The sequence below is a fragment of the Enterobacter sp. BNK-18 genome, from assembly GCF_047456135.1.
Lineage (GTDB): Bacteria > Pseudomonadota > Gammaproteobacteria > Enterobacterales > Enterobacteriaceae > Enterobacter > Enterobacter ludwigii.
The window spans coordinates 65804-81415 of the sequence record NZ_CP179899.1 but is presented as its reverse complement, the minus strand read 5'-3'; the positions used below and the strand labels follow the sequence as shown (position 1 = coordinate 81415).

Below are 15612 nucleotides of genomic sequence, written 5' to 3'. Positions count from 1 at the left end.
CACTGTGCCGCCTTTTTTTTCGCCTTAAATCAAACGTTTTCTATAATTTGAAAGAACGCCATCCTTCTCATGTCGTAAAAGGATCCACAGGTGCGAATCGCAACGATAACTAACTGGGCCTATGGTGCCACGGTCTGCCTGACCCTTGTCTCAGGCATCATCATGCTGATGGCATCCAATGCCGACACCGTGGAACGTCACGCCGTTGAACAGCGGCAGCGCTTTGATGAGCTGACGGAGGATGTTGAAACCGACGCCTGGGCGCAGTCCGATTTAGCCCGCCTGTACGTGATAAAAAAAGATCCGCAAACCCTCAGACAATACAGCCAGTCAGAGAACAACCTGAAAAATGTCGAACTGAGGCTGGATAAACTGCGCGATAACGGCGCGTCTGATGAGGAGCTGGCCCTGCTGCGGGAAGGTCTCAAGATTATCGATGCGCTACAGGATGAACAGCAGACGGCCCTGACCAGTACAGAGCGGGGAGAAGATGCTCAGGCCATTGCCCTGCTTTATGGTGCCCCCTATGAGCAGGCGCTGGAACGCGCACAAAACCAGATTGATCACTTTCGCCAGATCCTCGACAAGCGGGTGATTGCGTCCGTGCAGGATGCCACCAAAAAATCGAAAGCGCTGCGTACGGCCTCTGAACTGATGGTTGGCCTGACCGCCCTGCTGTTTCTGTTTGTCCTGGGCTTTATCCTGAAACGTCGCGTGCTGCGCCCCGTGGTGCGTCTGAGCGACGTGGTACACCGTCTGGCGTCGCAGGATTACGCCGTCGAAACGCCGAATTTTAATCAGATTGATGAGATTGGCGATATGGCGCAGGCGATCCGTATTTTTCGTGAAAACGGCCTTGCCCGGCAACGGCTCGAAAAAGAGCGCGACGCCGACTGGGCTGTCCGCGAACTGCTGGCCCGCATGACGCAGCGGCTGCAAGGGTGTGAGAACTTTACCGATGTTATCAACGTGGCGGAGATGTTTGCCCCCAATATCGCCCCGGGGATCCCTGGCCGGCTCTATGTCCTTGACCGCGATCCCTGGCAGATGCGTTGCGTTGCCCAGTGGCTCTCCCCCACGGGAGAGGAGATGACGTTTCATCCTGACGAATGCTGGGCAGTAAGGCGTGGTCAGAGCCATCCCCCGTTCAGCGGTAAGCCGGATATCGCCTGCTATCATCTGCCGGAATCACTGGCGGATCGTTCGCTGTGCGTGCCGCTCATTGCCCAGGGCGAGGCTATTGGTCTGCTCTCATTCCAGAATATCACCGCGGAAAATGCCCCTGCCCGTGCTTATCTCGAACTGATGGCCGAAGCGCTCGGTCTGGCGCTGGCAAACCAGCGGCTACGCGATGCGTTGCTGGAAAAAGCATTGTTCGACCCGCTGACCGGCTTGCGCAATCGCCATCATCTGGAAGATACGCTTCATACCCAAATGACACAGGCCATTCGTAACGGCGAACCACTGAGTTGCATGATGATCGATATCGATCACTTCAAGAGTATTAATGACCGGTTTGGCCATGAAGCGGGTGATCAGGTTATTAAAAGCGTATCCAGCATTGTGAAACGGGCGGTCCGTGAGAATGGCCTGGCGTTTCGCTTTGGCGGAGAGGAGTTTTTAATACTCCTGCCAGGGGTAAATGAAGAGGTTGCCTTTACCTTCGCAAACGAGATTTTTGACGCCGTTCGCGCGTTAACGGTGCGCAGTGGACTGACCGAAATCGGTCCAGTTGATGTCTCTATCGGAATCGCCAGCTACCCTCAGCATGCCGAAAGCGACAACCTGTTACGCGCGGCAGATGTTGCCTTATACCGTGCGAAGGAATTAGGGCGTTCTCGTATCGTCAGTTTTAGTACGCTCGAAGTTGAATAGTTAAAAAAAGAGACTGTTATCCCTCCTGGCAGTGTCTTTTCCCCTTCTTTGTCTTCCCTGAAACAGCGTGCTTCATTGCCGTACTTGTTTTGGTAATGTTAATTTCGTTTCAATATTGTAACTCACTGTGCAGAGTAATGTTTTTATGCCTGTCCAGGATCCTTGCAAAGATCGTCATATGACGATTTTGAGCACGTCTTTAAACAGGAAATCGTTTCTCTACCTCCCCTCCAGCCCCTCAACCAAAAGAACATAAACCTATATAAAAATTAAAAAGCAGTCATTTAAATTTAAAAAATCAATTTAAACGATATTTGCGTTTACCAAACTGCGCATTAAATGGTTTTATATCCCGACCAAAAGAGTGGGTAAAACAGTGTTCCGAAACGCTGTTTCCCCACCCTGGAAGTACCAGGTACATCGAAAATGAAAAAACGGGATATAAAACATGTTCAATAAGACATTAATCGCAGCGGCTATCATGTTTTCTGGTGCAGCAATGGCGGCAGAAAGCACGGGTGTCGCAGGTGGCACAATTACCTTTAACGGTTCAGTATCAGATACAACCTGTGATGTGACGACCAACAATGGTTCTGATTTCACCGTCAATCTGTCTCCGATTACGCTTACCGATATGGGGAAAACCGCGGGCATCGTGACGGCTAACGAAAAAGACTTCACCATGAGCCTGAAAAACTGCACAGCGGCAGACGAAGGCACCAAAACCCTCAAAATCACCTTCACCAGCAGCAACCTGTCTGACGACGGTAAATACCTGAAAAACTACAGCGAAGGCGGCGCAGAAGGTGTGGGTATCACCCTGACATCCGATGGCAAGACTGCCGTACCGTTTGATACCGCCTTCAATACCGGCCTCACGTCGGATGATGTTTCCAGCACCGACGGTATTACGCTGACCATGCATGCGAACTACTACAACTTTGGCGGTGCTTCTGTCACCACCGGTAAAGTCGTTACCGACGCAACTTACTCTTTTAGCTACGATTAATACCTCCACCGGGGAGCAATCCCCGGTTTTAAACATCATGAAAAAATTAATAATCTTTCTCATCGGGGCTGTCGCCTCGCAGATGGCTTTTGCCAGTGTCGTGATTAATCAGACTCGCGTCATTTATCCGGCAGCGGCGAAATTCGTTTCCGTACAGCTGGTTAATGACAGTGATAAAACGCATCTGGTGCAATCCTGGCTGGATGAGGGCGATGCTTCCGCTGCGCCTGAAAAGGTCAAAGTGCCCTTCTCCCTTATGCCGCCTGTCGTAAAAATGGAGGCGCACAGTGGGCAAACCCTGAAGGTCGCCGCAATGAATACCCAGTCACTGCCAACGGATCGGGAAAGCGTATTCTGGCTGAACGTTCTGGACGTGCCTCCGGTACCGGAAGGTGGAGCTGATAATTATCTCCAGGTCGCTATTCGCAACCGCATCAAAGTTTTTTATCGTCCAATGTCTCTGGAAGAACTGGACAGCTCGGTTATTGAAAAAGTCACCCTTTCCACCTCTGGCGATCGTGTGTGCCTTAAAAACAACTCCCCTTATTACCTGACCATTCCGCAAATCGTGACCTGGCAAGGTGGGCAGTTAAAACAGGCCAGAAAAGATAATTTACTGAGCGATACCGCCTTTATTCCTCCGTTTGGTTGTGCGCTGGTTCCCGACAAAATCCATGCGGGTAATCAGTACCGAATCACCTGGCTTGATGATTTCGGCGCCAAGAGATTCAGCACCCTCCACTGATCGCGGACAGTACTCATGCCAGGTTCAATTTTGATGAAGAACAGATCGCTGTTTCGAAAAAGCCTGCTGGTTCATTCCATCAGCCTCGCCTTGTGCTCGTTTGGTGCATACGGTGAGACATTCAACAGTAGCCTGCTGGTCGGTAATTCAGCGGATATGGACTGGAGTAATAATCAGTTGGTCATGACGCCAGGGACTTACGATCTCGACGTTTACGTCAACAACGTCTGGCGTGGAAAGTTCACCTTAACGGTCGCCAATGACGATCGGGGCACGGTACATATTCATAAAGAAGATGCCACGCAACTGTCTATTCAGGAGCTGGATGATGCTATCGCGAACGCTCACTCCGACATGATTGACATTAATACGTTACTCCACGGAGGTAAAAGCAAGCTGGTACCGGGAGAGTTGCGTCTGGATCTGGAAGTTCCGCAAGCCTTTGTGAAAACTGACAGCCAAAACTGGGTGGCACCGCAGAAATGGGACCAGGGGATTAACGGTCTTTATACCAATTACAACGTTAACTATTACAACTTCCATGGACTGAGTGAAGGGTATACAAATAGCGATAATTTTTATCTTTCACTGAACAGCGGGCTGAATTTTTCAGGCTGGCATTTACTCGATAATTCCACCTGGATGCGTTACAGCAATCCGGGAAAAAGTTATTGGGTCAATACCACACGCTATGTCGAAAAACCGATTGTGGCTATCGAATCGCTCATGCGTGTCGGGCGGGCGTATACCGCCTCTGATTACTTTGATACCGTGAGATTCCGCGGCCTGACGCTCACGAAGAGCCGGCAGATGTTGCCCGACAGCGAACGTGTTTATATGCCTGTCATCACCGGGATCGCCACCAGTTCCGCGGTCGTGAGCGTGTTTCAGGACGGCCATATTATTCATCAGTTATCCGTGCCCGCCGGCCCCTTTGCAATTCGGGATTTAATGCCGACCGGTTCACGTGGCGATCTGACCGTGGAAGTAAAAAATAATGGCGGAAGTACCGAGCGCTTTGCCGTTCCATTTTCCTCTTTACCAGACATGCTCCGACCGGGCACCAGTGATTATCAGTTCAATATCGGTGAAGTGGACATGTGCGGTATCAACGACCATAGCCGCTTTGCCCAGTTTAGCTATTCACGCGGTATTAATAATTACGTTACCGCGACTGCCGGGAGCATCTGGAATGCTGACTATCAATCTGTATTGCTTGGGGGTGCCATATCTTTACCCTACGCGGGCTCGTTGTCTGGATCTCTTGAAGAGTCACAGTATCGCCTGCCGGGAGAGGAGCGGCGCCGCGGAGAAAAATACGCCCTTTCATGGAGTAAGTATTTTCCAACACGAACTAACCTGACGCTCGCATCGTATTATTACCGAACGCAGAACTATGCCTCCTTCAGCGATTTTGTCCTGACCCGATCCAATATTCAGGATTATGGCGGAACAGGCTCCTCGACGGTTAACAGCAAACAGGCATTCAGCGCCAATATCATTCAACCCCTGTCAGATGATTTCGGCCGTCTTTCGCTTTCAGCATACTGGCGTGACTACTGGCGCGGGCAAAAAACCAGCCGCCAGTATAACCTGACGTGGAGCAATGCCTGGCACAGCGTAAATTACGCCGTATCGCTGCGCCGTTCCGAAGTGACGCAGTCCTACTACGACTATGAAACAAATTATGAGGGTGATGTCGTCACTTCGTTGCGCACGCGTGGAAACACTGAGAACAATCTCTATTTTTCCGTCACCGTTCCGATGTCCCTCTTCGGCAGCGGTGGGAGCATCGCAACCCACGCCAGCGTGCAGAAAGGTCGATATGCGTCTTCAGACGTCAGCCTGAGCGGTAATTCCCACGATGTCGATTACAGCCTGATGCTGGCCCATGATAACGAGGGGGACTCCCGTTCGGCGGATCTCTATAGCAACTGGAAAAACAGTGTGACCAGCCTTAACACCGGCCTGACCGTCGCCCGTGAATATCGCCAGACCAGCCTTGGTGCGAGCGGCAATCTGCTTGCGTGGCGTGGAGGGGTCATTGCCTCCCCGAATAATGGGCGGAACTTTGTGATCCTTGAGGCACCCGGCGTGGAAAATGCCGTGGTCAACGGCGATTCATCGACCCGTACAAACCAGCACGGTATCGCACTGGTGACCAGCGCAACGCCTTACCGGCAGAATAATTTTCATCTCGAGCAGGATGGGACAAAAAGCAGCGACGTTGATTTACAGGGTAATTTGCTGAATATCGCCCCGTATGAAGGCAGCATTACGTATCTGAAATACAAAACGGATACGCGGAAATTATTCACCCTGGAAGTTCAGGATACGAAAGGTGAACAGTTACCGTTTGGCGCATTTGTTTCAGATAGCGGTCATAACGAGTTGGGATATGTAGCACAGGGAAGCCAGATTTTTATTAAATCCGATACGATGCCTGATTCTCTGCATATCGATATCAGCAAAGGCAAGGTAAAAAAAACCTGTGTCATTGCACAGCCCAATGAACATGCCGTCAATATCTGCCGGTAATTTAAAACGAGTATTAATACGATCATGAGTAAGTCTTTTTATCTCATCATAGCCGTATTCGCCCTGATATTTATACCAGGATTTTCCGCACTGGCTCAACCCCAGTCCAGAGGCCTTACTGGCGATACGTGCAGAAATAGCGGCATTTTATTTAAAAACGTGGCAGAAGCGGATAAATCGCTGAATCTCTCATCTGAGTTTCTGACATCCAATGTCGTAGAAAGAACCTATACGACAAGCTGGTCTGGCAGCATGACCTGTACCTATGGCAATGTCGGGATTGGTGGTGTATTACAGGATCATCTTTATTATTTCACCGGGTTTAATAATAACCCCGTGTACCTCAATTTTAACAGCGCCGATGGCGAAAACAGCTACTGGATTAAAGTGACGGCACAAATCACCGGCACAACAAAAGTGACTGTCAGCGGGATTGTGGGCATCCACTCCCTCGCCTATCCAACACAATATACATTGCGCGCAGAGCTTTTAAACACGCCACCCACCGGGGTCGCAGCCTACACCAAGACGACCACTAATGGTGCACTCAGCGTTATACCGGCGGTAATGAGCGGTACGGGGAGCGGAGCGGATTCACCCTTGTTATCCAGTAAAACCTATGCCTACCGCGCGTGGGACAACATGATGACCGACACCTCGCGCAAAAGCTGGAATACCGATTATTTTCTCGCTTACGAGAAAGTTACTATTCAGTTTGAACCGAAAGAAACCACCTGCAACATGACCCATGACATGACGGTTAAGCTCCCCCCGCCTCGCTGAGGACATTAAAAATAAATGGTAAAGCTAACGGTGCCGATTTTACCATACCGTTTAAGTGCGGGAATCTGGCGGGAGTCAAAACTGCCACCCGTAATATCAAGGCCTGGATATCCAGTAATGACCTGGTTACTACCGACAGCACTTACCAGGTCATGGTTAATGATGAGACTACCGCTGGCGGCGTGGGCATTGCGCTTCGCAGTCGTTATTTCCTTGGCGAACATGAGGAGATAAAAATCTCCAGCAGCAATAATATGGAACATGCAACACAAATATTAGACATTGCAAAAGATGATAACATCCAGGATATACAATATATTTATTTGCATGCCTATTACAAAGTCTACAACGCATCAGCGCTCTCGACCGGAACGGTGGTAGCAACTGCACAAATTATGTTTGGTTACGATTAATTATTTTAGTATTTAGCTCAGGGCTTCCATGAATATATCTGTTCAAACCGTGCTTAACTTATTACATCGAATTATTTATCCGGTCTCTGCTGACCTGGTAAATCATTTGCAACGCACGGCAATCATCACCTGGTATTTAAGCCATCAGGCAGGACTTGATCACTCCGGAATCAAGACGGCCTTTCTGGCCGGCATGCTTCATGATATTGGTGCACTCAGTAAAGATCGCGCACACATCATGCCGGGAGGTGATGGCTTTCAGGATGGCCATGAACAGTTGGGTGGGTCAATGACGGCGGGCATTCGTTTTCTGCAGCCGGTGACCGCCATTCTGGAAAATCATCACAGCGAATGGTCAATATCAGACAACAATACGCTCCCTCTGGTACATCATCTGGTGCATATGGCCGATACGTTCGAACTGTTCCTGCGCGAGGTTAAAGGCGATTTTGTCGCACAGCGCGAGGATATCCTGGCCCGCTTCTTTGCACGGCCTGAGCAGTGGCCTGATGTGCTTTCGAATGCCCTGTATGAATCGAGTCGCCAGGATGGCTTCTGGTTCAGGCTCTGTAACCCGGCACAAGACCAGGTGCTTAATGCCATTAGCCCTCTGCAACACGACATGCTCGATCATCATGACTTTCTTGAAGTGTGCCAGCTGATTTCAAAAATTGTCGATAAATACAGCAGCTTCACCCGCACTCACAGCGCCAGCGTGGCCCATGTGGCGGCCCGTCTTGCTGCACTTTATGGCTATGACCGCGATATGCAGGAAAAAATCTGCATTGCGGGTTATTTACATGACATCGGCAAGCTCTTTACACCGCTCGCTATTCTCGAAAAACACGGCAAGCTTGAAGACCATGAATACGCCCGTATGAAGCAGCACAGCTACAAAACGCTGGTCATGCTACACCCTATTACTGAACTCGGCAGCATCGTGGATTGGGCAGCCAACCATCATGAACGTCTGGATGGCAGCGGTTATCCTTTCCGGCTAGGCGCCGCGTCGCTGGATATTCCGTCACGAATTCTGGCCGTAGCGGATGTTTTTACCGCAATGACAGAGAACCGTCCCTACCGACGAGGAATGGACAGCGATAAAGCCATGAGTATTCTTCGTGAAGAGGCCGCAAATTATCGTCTGGACTGGGACATTGTGACATTGCTGGGCCATAATATTAATTCTGTTAAACCGCTCGTTGCGAAGTGTTAACGCCCTAAGAATAAATAATGAAATATTTGATTGCCCATACAGTTGTCTACGATACGGAAAGTGGTGAACTCACTATTCCAGGCGCTGAGGCACCTGAAGGCAAAAAACTGACAAACACGGCGAATCGTATTCTCTCGTTGCTGATTGCAACGCCGGGAGCCGTTCTTGAACGTCAGTATCTGCTGGAACAGGTGTGGGAGTCCGCCGGACATACCAGTTCCAGCTCCTCACTTAATCAGTATGTGAGTATTTTACGTAAGACCCTGACCTCCCTGACAGATATTGAAGAAACGATTATTGTTGTTCCCAAAGTGGGCTTTTTCTTTTCTTCTGATATTGATGTGCAGATTATAGACACCACTGAAGGTGTCACTAAACTCGAGAATATTAGCCCTCGCCGGGTCAGAAAGAAAAGATTCCCACAGCGATATATATGGGCAACAGTCGGTATTGTTGTGCTGCTAGTAGCCAATATCTGGGTCTGGAACAAGGAACAGCCAAATCAGCGATATGACGAACTCACGATGATTGGCCATCTCGGGAAGTGTAGCGTCAACACTTTTGAACATCTTTCTGGTGATATGCGAAAGCATTTGATTGACGTGTTGCTTTCTGCTCAGCCCAGTCTCAAAGAGAAATGTGCGTTGCATGCAGCTCAACTGATGGTGAATATACAGCCGAACGTGTTTTATGGTAGCCGCGGGAGAATTTTTTACGCTTTTTGTCCCCTGGACTCAGAAAACAACACGTTGATCTATTGCGAAAACCATTATGCATTTAACTGGGAAATGAAATGAAAAACGCACTGGTATTCGCGACGATAATAACTGTACTTACAGGCACGCTTCTCTGGGGTATTATTGTACGTCCATCAACGTATATAAACGATCGCTGCTTTGCGAATTTCTCCTATAAAGATGGTTCAAATGACCAACCGTTTACATTTTCAGGAAATGTTGCCTTTGAATTTTCCGAGGATAAAACAGGTCAATCTAATTTATACGGCGACATAGATTACCAGGGCAAAAATTACACCTTTTCCCGCTACGTAAAGTTTAAGTACCTTAATACCTCCAGCAATGCGTATACGGTGAAGATCCTCAAGCAGGAAAAGCTGGCACATGATAACACGCCCGAAAATCTGTCCTCTCTGGCTATTAAAGTATTCTTTTTAAGCGGCGAGCATTCCATGTATATGAAAAAACATGGCGACAGTTTTATCACTATCGGTAATACGCTGTCGCCCGTGATGAATTGTGTTATCCAGTCATAAAGATAGTTTGATGATCGCATGGAAGATATTGTGTCGACAAAAAAGAAAACATCCCGGTGTGTCAGTTGCTCAGAATGCGGTTTTGCTGACGTGTGTCAGGCCTATCTTTTTGACCGCCAGGAACCCCTGTTTATCCACGATCTGGCGCGTGGTAAACGTATATCGAAAAATGCCTTTATTTATCAAAGCGGCACCCCGGTAACTGCGCTCTATGCCCTGAGAAGCGGCGTGGCTAAAATTTACGATACGCAGCAGATTCTTCAGGGGATCCTGCTGCCGGGGCAAATTTTTGGTGCAGAAGAACTCTTCACCAGCCAGCATCAATATAGCGTGCAGGCTGCTACAGACGTGGAAATCTGTGAGCTAAAAAAAACGCATTTTTATGAGATAAGCCAGCTAACCAGCACGTTCACCCACTTTATCATTCGTATACTCTCCCGTTCAGCCAGAGAAAAACAGTTGTTTATTAACGTGCTGGTGAAGAGCGACGGTTTACAGAAGGTCAGTGATTTTATCCAGCTTATCGCGGATATCCGAAAAGAGTATGGCTTTGAGCACCGCGCGATTGAACTGCCGCTCACTAAAAAAGAACTGGCGCAATTACTGGGTATTTCCCAGTCGACACTGGCGCGTGCGCTGGCGGCGCTGGTTGAGCAGCAAAGGGTCTTAATGAATAAAAAAGAAATTACCTTATTACACCACTGAGCGTTTCCATGGCGTGTTGCCAGAAGCCACCCGATATTACGGGTGGCGCTTAATTAGCGCTTACTCATGGCCAGCCTGGCAGCAAACAGCAGAAACACTACGCCGGTCGTTCTGTCCATCCATTTAACGACCGCGGGCTTTTTCAATACTTCTGCCGCATAGCCGGTTGCGATAATTAACGTTAACGACCAGAGCGTGCCAATAAGCACATGAATACTCACGAGCAAAAATGTCCACACAAACGGTGAATGACCTGCTGGAATAAACTGCGGCAGGAAAGAAACGTAGAAGATACCCATTTTAGGGTTTAGCACGTTACCCAACATGCCACGTAAAAAACCGTTGCTGCTGCGGGCATTACCGTCAGAGGAAAGCGAGAACTGCTGACGTGGGCGTAACAATAACTGGAGGCCCAGCCAGCAGAGATAGAAGGCCCCACACCACTTTAAAAAGGAATACGCGAATTCGGAGACAGCCAGTAGTGCTCCCAGGCCGAAGGCGACCAGCGCGCCCCAGATAAAGCAACCCGTATCAATACCCAGCGCGACGTGAATTGCTTTTTTACTGCCATCCGCAGCGGCAGTGCGGAGAATTAACGCGGTATCCAGCCCGGGAGTCAGGGTCAACAGCGTGGCAGCGAGAGTGTAAGCAAGAAGGGCATCGGTGACAGTCATGGTGCTACTCCGAAAACACAGAGCGTATTGGAAAGTTAACATTGCTGCAACACCAAAAAGAGGGGGGTACAGATACTCTTCTTCCCAGAATCTGCGTCGTGTTTTATCCGGCTTACGGGTTATGCAGAGGTAACTTCAGGTAAGGCGTAACTGATTTTATTCATCGGTGAACTCGATTATACGTTACGGGTAACAAGGCGTAGTTTTAATACCGCTAGTTCAAGGCTATATGCCACAGGATATCAATACAGGAGTAACAACTATGCCATATGTAACCACACAGGACGGGGTAAGTATTTATTTTAAAGACTGGGGCGATAAATCAGCGCAACCCATCATGTTTCACCATGGGTGGCCGCTGAGCGCAGATGACTGGGATAATCAGATGCTATTTTTCCTCGCCCACGGTTATCGCGTTATTGCTACGGACCGCCGCGGTCATGGCCGCTCAGACCAGGTGAGCCACGGGCATGATATGGACCATTATGCATCTGATGTTAACGCCGTCGTTGAGCATCTGGATCTGAAGAATGTTATCCATGTAGGCCACTCCACCGGTGGAGGACAGGTTGCTCGCTATGTTTCAAGATTCGGACAACCTCAGGGACGCGTATCAAAAGCGGTTCTCATTAGCTCCGTCCCTCCCCTCATGGTAAAAACTGACGCCAACCCAGACGGAACGCCGATTGAGGTCTTCAATGATTTCAGAAAGGCACTTGCCGCTAACCGCGCCCAGTTCTATCTGGATGTCGCCTCAGGTCCTTTCTACGGTTTTAACCGATCCGGTGCAGCAATCTCTCAGGGCACAATTCAAAACTGGTGGCGCCAGGGTATGAACGGCGGTGCGATTGCTCATTATGAGGGTATTAAGGCATTCTCAGAGACAGACCAAACTGAAGATCTGAAACAGATTTCTGTACCTGTTCTGGTCATGCAGGGCGATGACGATCAGGTCGTCGCCTATAAGAATGCAGCGATTATGCAGGACAAACTCCTGAAAAATAGTCAGTTAATTATTTATCCTGGTTTCCCTCACGGAATGCACACCACCCATGCTGATGTTATAAACTCAGATATACTGGCATTCATTAAGAAATAAAATCATTACCAGCATTATTCAGGGTAGCTATTCAGCTATCCTGAATTACGTTTTAATGCCATCCCTCCACCGCATTAACCCCCCTATCAGCGCCCCAACATGTCGTTATTGCGTGGTCAGGAGATCAATCATCGCGCGGGTGGCAGCGGACTGGCGCCGGTGTGGCGCGAAGATCACCGAGAACGGCCGCGAGCGTCCGCGAAGGTGAGGAAGCACCTCCACCAGCTGACCGCGCTGTATCCTGTCCCGAACGATAAACTCATAGCTCTGGCAAATCCCCATACCGTGTTCAGCCAGGGAGACAACGCCAAGCACATCATCCGATGTTTCGATAGGTGAAGCGGGTAGCCAGTCCACATCGCGTTCGTCTTCCCGAAACACCCACGGAGCGATGCGACCGGTGCGCGGCAAAATAAACGGCAGACACATGTGTCGGTGCAAATCATCCAGCGTTTGCGGAGTCCCCATCCTGTGAAGGTACGCGGGTGATGCGACCAGCAGCAAAGCGGCATCCTCCAGTTTACGCGCGACTAAACCACTGTCGGGCATCTGACCCAAACGAATCGCCAGATCGAACCCTTCAGCAATCAGGTCGACGTTGCGGTTGGTGATGTTCAGATCCACCTGAACGCGCGGGTAGTGTTGGGAGAATCGCGCCAGCAAGGGCGGCAGGCGATAGTGCCCGTAGGTAGTCGGTACACTCATGCGCACGCGTCCGGTCAGGTCGCCTTCCTGGCCCTGCCCATCACGTTCGGCTTCATCCAGCAGGGAAAAAGCAGAGCGCGCCTGCTCCAGATAGACTCGCCCTGCCTCGGTCAGGCCTACCCGACGGGTGGTTCGCTGTAAAAGCTGTCGTCCCAGACGCGTCTCAAGGCGAGAAACCGCACGACTCAACACCGAGGGCGTGGTGGACAGGGCGACGGCAGCAGCAGTAAATGAGCCGTGTTCAACGACAGCGATGAAGACCTCAACATCGCCAAGATAATCGAATTTTCTGCTCATTATGCTCTTTCAGGAACAAATGTTTTTCAATTCCGCTAATTTATCTCCAGTTGGGCGATGAGTAAAGTGTGCGCATTCATCACCAGAGGGTAAAATCATGGATCTTCAACTCACCGGTAAGACAGCACTCGTTACTGGCGCAACCGCGGGGATTGGTTTGGCCATCGCCCGCACGCTGGCGCGCGAAGGCGTGGCCGTCACCATTACTGGTCGTGACCACGCGAAATTGCAAAACGCCGTGGCAGACATTACCGCCGCTCAGCCTCAGGCGCAGGTCACCGCCATCGTTGCCGACCTGGGAAACGCTGAGGGGGCAAAAGCCCTGATCGCGGCCTGCCCTGACATCGATATTCTCATCAACAACCTGGGCTTTTATGAAGCCCGAGACTTCGCCGACATCACCGATGATGAGTGGCTGAACATGTTCAACATCAATGTCATGTCCGGCGTTCGCCTGTCACGGCATTACTTCCCGCGCATGCTGGAACGCAACTGGGGCCGGGTGATATTTATGTCGAGCGAAGTCGGCGCATTCACGCCGCCAGACATGGTGCATTACGGCGTCAGTAAGTCGGCGCAACTCGCCGTTTCGCGCGGTATGGCCGAACTCACGAAGGGGACGGGCGTTACGGTCAACAGCGTACTGCCTTCAGCGACCCGCTCCGACGGCATTATCGAATACCTGCGCCAGACCGCACCTGCACCGGGTATGACCGACCAGGAGATTGAAGCGAATTTCTTCCAGACCTACCGTCCCAGCTCTCTTATCGCGCGAATGATCGATGCTGATGAGATAGCCGCGATGGTCGCGCTGCTGGCAAGCCCGCTGGGCGCTGCCTCTAATGGTGCCGCGGTGCGCGTCGAAGGCGGTACCTTCCGCTCCATTCTTTAATGCAGCAGCCGTCATGACCTGAGGGGAATCAGTGTCCCCTGCTTTCCCCTATTTACCGGAGCATAGAAATGTTCAAACGTACCCGTAATATGTCCGCCATCGCGATGGCAATGTTGTTCTCTTTTGCGAGCGTAGCCAGCGCAGCAAACCAGGCCCCTCTTGAGCGCTGGCGCAGCTATACCGGCGTAACCTGGAATACGCCTGAGAAGGGGGAAACGCCGACGCCGTTTTCCGGCTCGGTTAACGCGCCCATCGCAGGCATCCACTTTGATACAAAGGGAAGAGCCTTTGTCAGTACCCCTCGACTGGTTTCAGCCGGTGCGCCCGCGACGTTAAGTATTCTTGATACGACCGTGCAGACCGGACCGGCACGCCTCACGGCATTTCCGTCCCGCGAGGGTAATGCCGTGGAAACCGCTCCCGACCAGAACCTGCGTAACGTGCTTGGCTTCTATATTGACCGTAAGAATGGCTGGCTGTGGGCCCTGGATATGGGGTTCGTCGCGGGAGAAGCGGAATCCCCCGTGGGTTCGCAGAAACTGATGGTGCTGGATCTGAATACCGGCCGCACGATCAAACGCATTCCACTGGATGGCGTGGCAGACCGCAAGGCGAGCTTCCTCAATGATGTGGTTGTTGATGAAACGCGCCGTGTCGCTTACATCTCCGACAGCGGCTCGCGCAGTGCGCCTGAGAACCGCGTCGGTCTTATCATCGCCGATTTCGCAACCGGCACTGCCCGACGTGTGCTCGACCGTCATCCAGACCTGCAGATTGAGCCGGGTGTGAAGGTGGTCTCGCACGGGGCTGAAGTCTGGCCTGGTCATCCATTACTGATTGGCATCAACGGTATTGCGCTGTCTCCGGATACCGGCACGCTCTACTGGACGGTGACGACAGGGACCCATGCGTTTGCGGTACCGACTGACATTCTGCGAAAGCCAGGTGCTGACGATGCGCAGATTGCGGCGCAGATCCGGGATCTTGGTTCGGTGGGAGGCAATACCGACGGTATCGTGACCGATGCCAAAGGCAACCTCTATATCACCGATGTGACACACAACGGTATTGTCAGGTATAAACCGAAGAGCGGCTCAATGACCCTGATGGCGTCAAACGACGGCGTACACTGGCCGGACACACCGGCCATCAATCCGAACGGGGATCTGATCTTTACCTCCAGCAGCCTGAACGACCATTTTGCTGGCGCGGTCAAACCTGGCCAGGAGCGCTATGACGTATGGCGTTTACCCCTGAAGGCGTTGCAGGATAAGCACCAGTAACGCGACTGCGCATGCTCAGCACTGGAAACACTACACGCTCACAGGGACTCTCCTTGTGGGCGTGTACATTACTGACGCCGGTGTATGCGAGATAACCGGTGCAGC

General features: G+C 50.9%; 15 protein-coding genes. 13 read left to right on the top strand and 2 right to left on the bottom strand.

Annotated elements, in window-relative coordinates:
- Positions 1-90: 90 nt before the first annotated feature.
- From ACMGG3_RS00395 to ACMGG3_RS00350, 10 genes are all read left to right on the top strand, one after another.
- Complete coding sequence (locus ACMGG3_RS00395; protein WP_414149487.1) at positions 91-1875, top strand: diguanylate cyclase; 1785 nt, start codon at positions 91-93, stop codon at positions 1873-1875.
- Positions 1876-2323: 448 nt separating this feature from the next.
- Complete coding sequence (locus tag ACMGG3_RS00390) at positions 2324-2884, top strand: fimbrial protein (protein ID WP_014168795.1); 561 nt, start codon at positions 2324-2326, stop codon at positions 2882-2884.
- Between the two features lie 37 nt (positions 2885-2921).
- On the top strand, positions 2922-3629 hold the full coding sequence (locus ACMGG3_RS00385) for a molecular chaperone (protein WP_333178001.1): 708 nt from the start codon (positions 2922-2924) through the stop codon (positions 3627-3629).
- A gap of 33 nt (positions 3630-3662) precedes the next feature.
- A complete protein-coding gene (locus ACMGG3_RS00380; protein ID WP_414149486.1) occupies positions 3663-6167 on the top strand; it encodes a fimbria/pilus outer membrane usher protein in 2505 nt (834 codons plus the stop codon).
- Positions 6168-6191: 24 nt separating this feature from the next.
- Entirely contained in the window at positions 6192-6950 is a 759-nt protein-coding gene (locus tag ACMGG3_RS00375; protein WP_414149485.1) for a hypothetical protein, read from the top strand.
- A complete protein-coding gene (locus tag ACMGG3_RS00370) occupies positions 6947-7363 on the top strand; it encodes a fimbrial protein (protein WP_414149902.1) in 417 nt (138 codons plus the stop codon). The genes ACMGG3_RS00375 and ACMGG3_RS00370 overlap by 4 nt, the downstream gene beginning before the upstream one ends.
- A gap of 28 nt (positions 7364-7391) precedes the next feature.
- Positions 7392-8579 carry an HD domain-containing phosphohydrolase gene (locus ACMGG3_RS00365; protein ID WP_025205028.1) on the top strand — a complete coding sequence of 396 codons (1188 nt, stop codon included), beginning with the start codon at positions 7392-7394 and terminating at the stop codon, positions 8577-8579.
- A gap of 17 nt (positions 8580-8596) precedes the next feature.
- Positions 8597-9376, top strand: a complete 780-nt coding sequence (locus ACMGG3_RS00360) for a winged helix-turn-helix domain-containing protein (protein ID WP_153853047.1) — start codon at positions 8597-8599, stop codon at positions 9374-9376.
- Positions 9373-9852 carry a hypothetical protein gene (locus tag ACMGG3_RS00355; RefSeq protein ID WP_014168789.1) on the top strand — a complete coding sequence of 160 codons (480 nt, stop codon included), beginning with the start codon at positions 9373-9375 and terminating at the stop codon, positions 9850-9852. The genes ACMGG3_RS00360 and ACMGG3_RS00355 overlap by 4 nt, the downstream gene beginning before the upstream one ends.
- 30 nt (positions 9853-9882) lie before the next feature.
- Positions 9883-10557 carry a Crp/Fnr family transcriptional regulator gene (locus ACMGG3_RS00350; protein ID WP_249361576.1) on the top strand — a complete coding sequence of 225 codons (675 nt, stop codon included), beginning with the start codon at positions 9883-9885 and terminating at the stop codon, positions 10555-10557.
- 53 nt (positions 10558-10610) lie between these two features.
- Here the strand turns inward: ACMGG3_RS00350 and ACMGG3_RS00345 are convergent, their stop codons facing one another.
- Positions 10611-11231, bottom strand: coding sequence for a LysE family translocator (locus ACMGG3_RS00345; RefSeq protein ID WP_032681595.1), 621 nt, complete (start codon positions 11229-11231; stop codon positions 10611-10613).
- 262 nt (positions 11232-11493) lie between these two features.
- Here ACMGG3_RS00345 and ACMGG3_RS00340 point away from each other — a divergent pair, with 262 nt between their 5' ends.
- Positions 11494-12330 (top strand): alpha/beta fold hydrolase, encoded by an 837-nt coding sequence (locus ACMGG3_RS00340; protein ID WP_414149484.1) that lies wholly within the window; start codon positions 11494-11496, stop codon positions 12328-12330.
- Between the two features lie 105 nt (positions 12331-12435).
- Here the strand turns inward: ACMGG3_RS00340 and ACMGG3_RS00335 are convergent, their stop codons facing one another.
- Positions 12436-13332, bottom strand: coding sequence for a LysR family transcriptional regulator (locus ACMGG3_RS00335; protein ID WP_153853045.1), 897 nt, complete (start codon positions 13330-13332; stop codon positions 12436-12438).
- A gap of 97 nt (positions 13333-13429) precedes the next feature.
- On the opposite strand from ACMGG3_RS00335, the gene ACMGG3_RS00330 reads away from it, so the two are divergent.
- Together ACMGG3_RS00330 and ACMGG3_RS00325 are read left to right on the top strand one after the other, a co-directional pair.
- On the top strand, positions 13430-14224 hold the full coding sequence (locus tag ACMGG3_RS00330; protein WP_414149483.1) for an SDR family NAD(P)-dependent oxidoreductase: 795 nt from the start codon (positions 13430-13432) through the stop codon (positions 14222-14224).
- Positions 14225-14292: 68 nt separating this feature from the next.
- Positions 14293-15507, top strand: a complete 1215-nt coding sequence (locus tag ACMGG3_RS00325; protein ID WP_150344049.1) for an L-dopachrome tautomerase-related protein — start codon at positions 14293-14295, stop codon at positions 15505-15507.
- The last annotated feature ends 105 nt before the right edge of the window (positions 15508-15612 follow it).

Excerpts from the sequence above, each read along its gene's own strand:
- ACMGG3_RS00380 (WP_414149486.1), top strand. The coding sequence starts at position 3,663 with ATGAAGAACAGATCGCTGTTTCGAAAAAGCCTGCTGGTTCATTCCATC.
- ACMGG3_RS00390 (WP_014168795.1), top strand. The coding sequence starts at position 2,324 with ATGTTCAATAAGACATTAATCGCAGCGGCTATCATGTTTTCTGGTGCA.
- ACMGG3_RS00375 (WP_414149485.1), top strand. The coding sequence starts at position 6,192 with ATGAGTAAGTCTTTTTATCTCATCATAGCCGTATTCGCCCTGATATTT.
- ACMGG3_RS00385 (WP_333178001.1), top strand. The coding sequence starts at position 2,922 with ATGAAAAAATTAATAATCTTTCTCATCGGGGCTGTCGCCTCGCAGATG.
- ACMGG3_RS00360 (WP_153853047.1), top strand. The coding sequence starts at position 8,597 with ATGAAATATTTGATTGCCCATACAGTTGTCTACGATACGGAAAGTGGT.
- ACMGG3_RS00330 (WP_414149483.1), top strand. The coding sequence starts at position 13,430 with ATGGATCTTCAACTCACCGGTAAGACAGCACTCGTTACTGGCGCAACC.
- ACMGG3_RS00335 (WP_153853045.1), bottom strand. The coding sequence starts at position 13,332 with ATGAGCAGAAAATTCGATTATCTTGGCGATGTTGAGGTCTTCATCGCT.
- ACMGG3_RS00345 (WP_032681595.1), bottom strand. The coding sequence starts at position 11,231 with ATGACTGTCACCGATGCCCTTCTTGCTTACACTCTCGCTGCCACGCTG.
- ACMGG3_RS00365 (WP_025205028.1), top strand. The coding sequence starts at position 7,392 with ATGAATATATCTGTTCAAACCGTGCTTAACTTATTACATCGAATTATT.
- ACMGG3_RS00355 (WP_014168789.1), top strand. The coding sequence starts at position 9,373 with ATGAAAAACGCACTGGTATTCGCGACGATAATAACTGTACTTACAGGC.
- ACMGG3_RS00340 (WP_414149484.1), top strand. The coding sequence starts at position 11,494 with ATGCCATATGTAACCACACAGGACGGGGTAAGTATTTATTTTAAAGAC.
- ACMGG3_RS00325 (WP_150344049.1), top strand. The coding sequence starts at position 14,293 with ATGTTCAAACGTACCCGTAATATGTCCGCCATCGCGATGGCAATGTTG.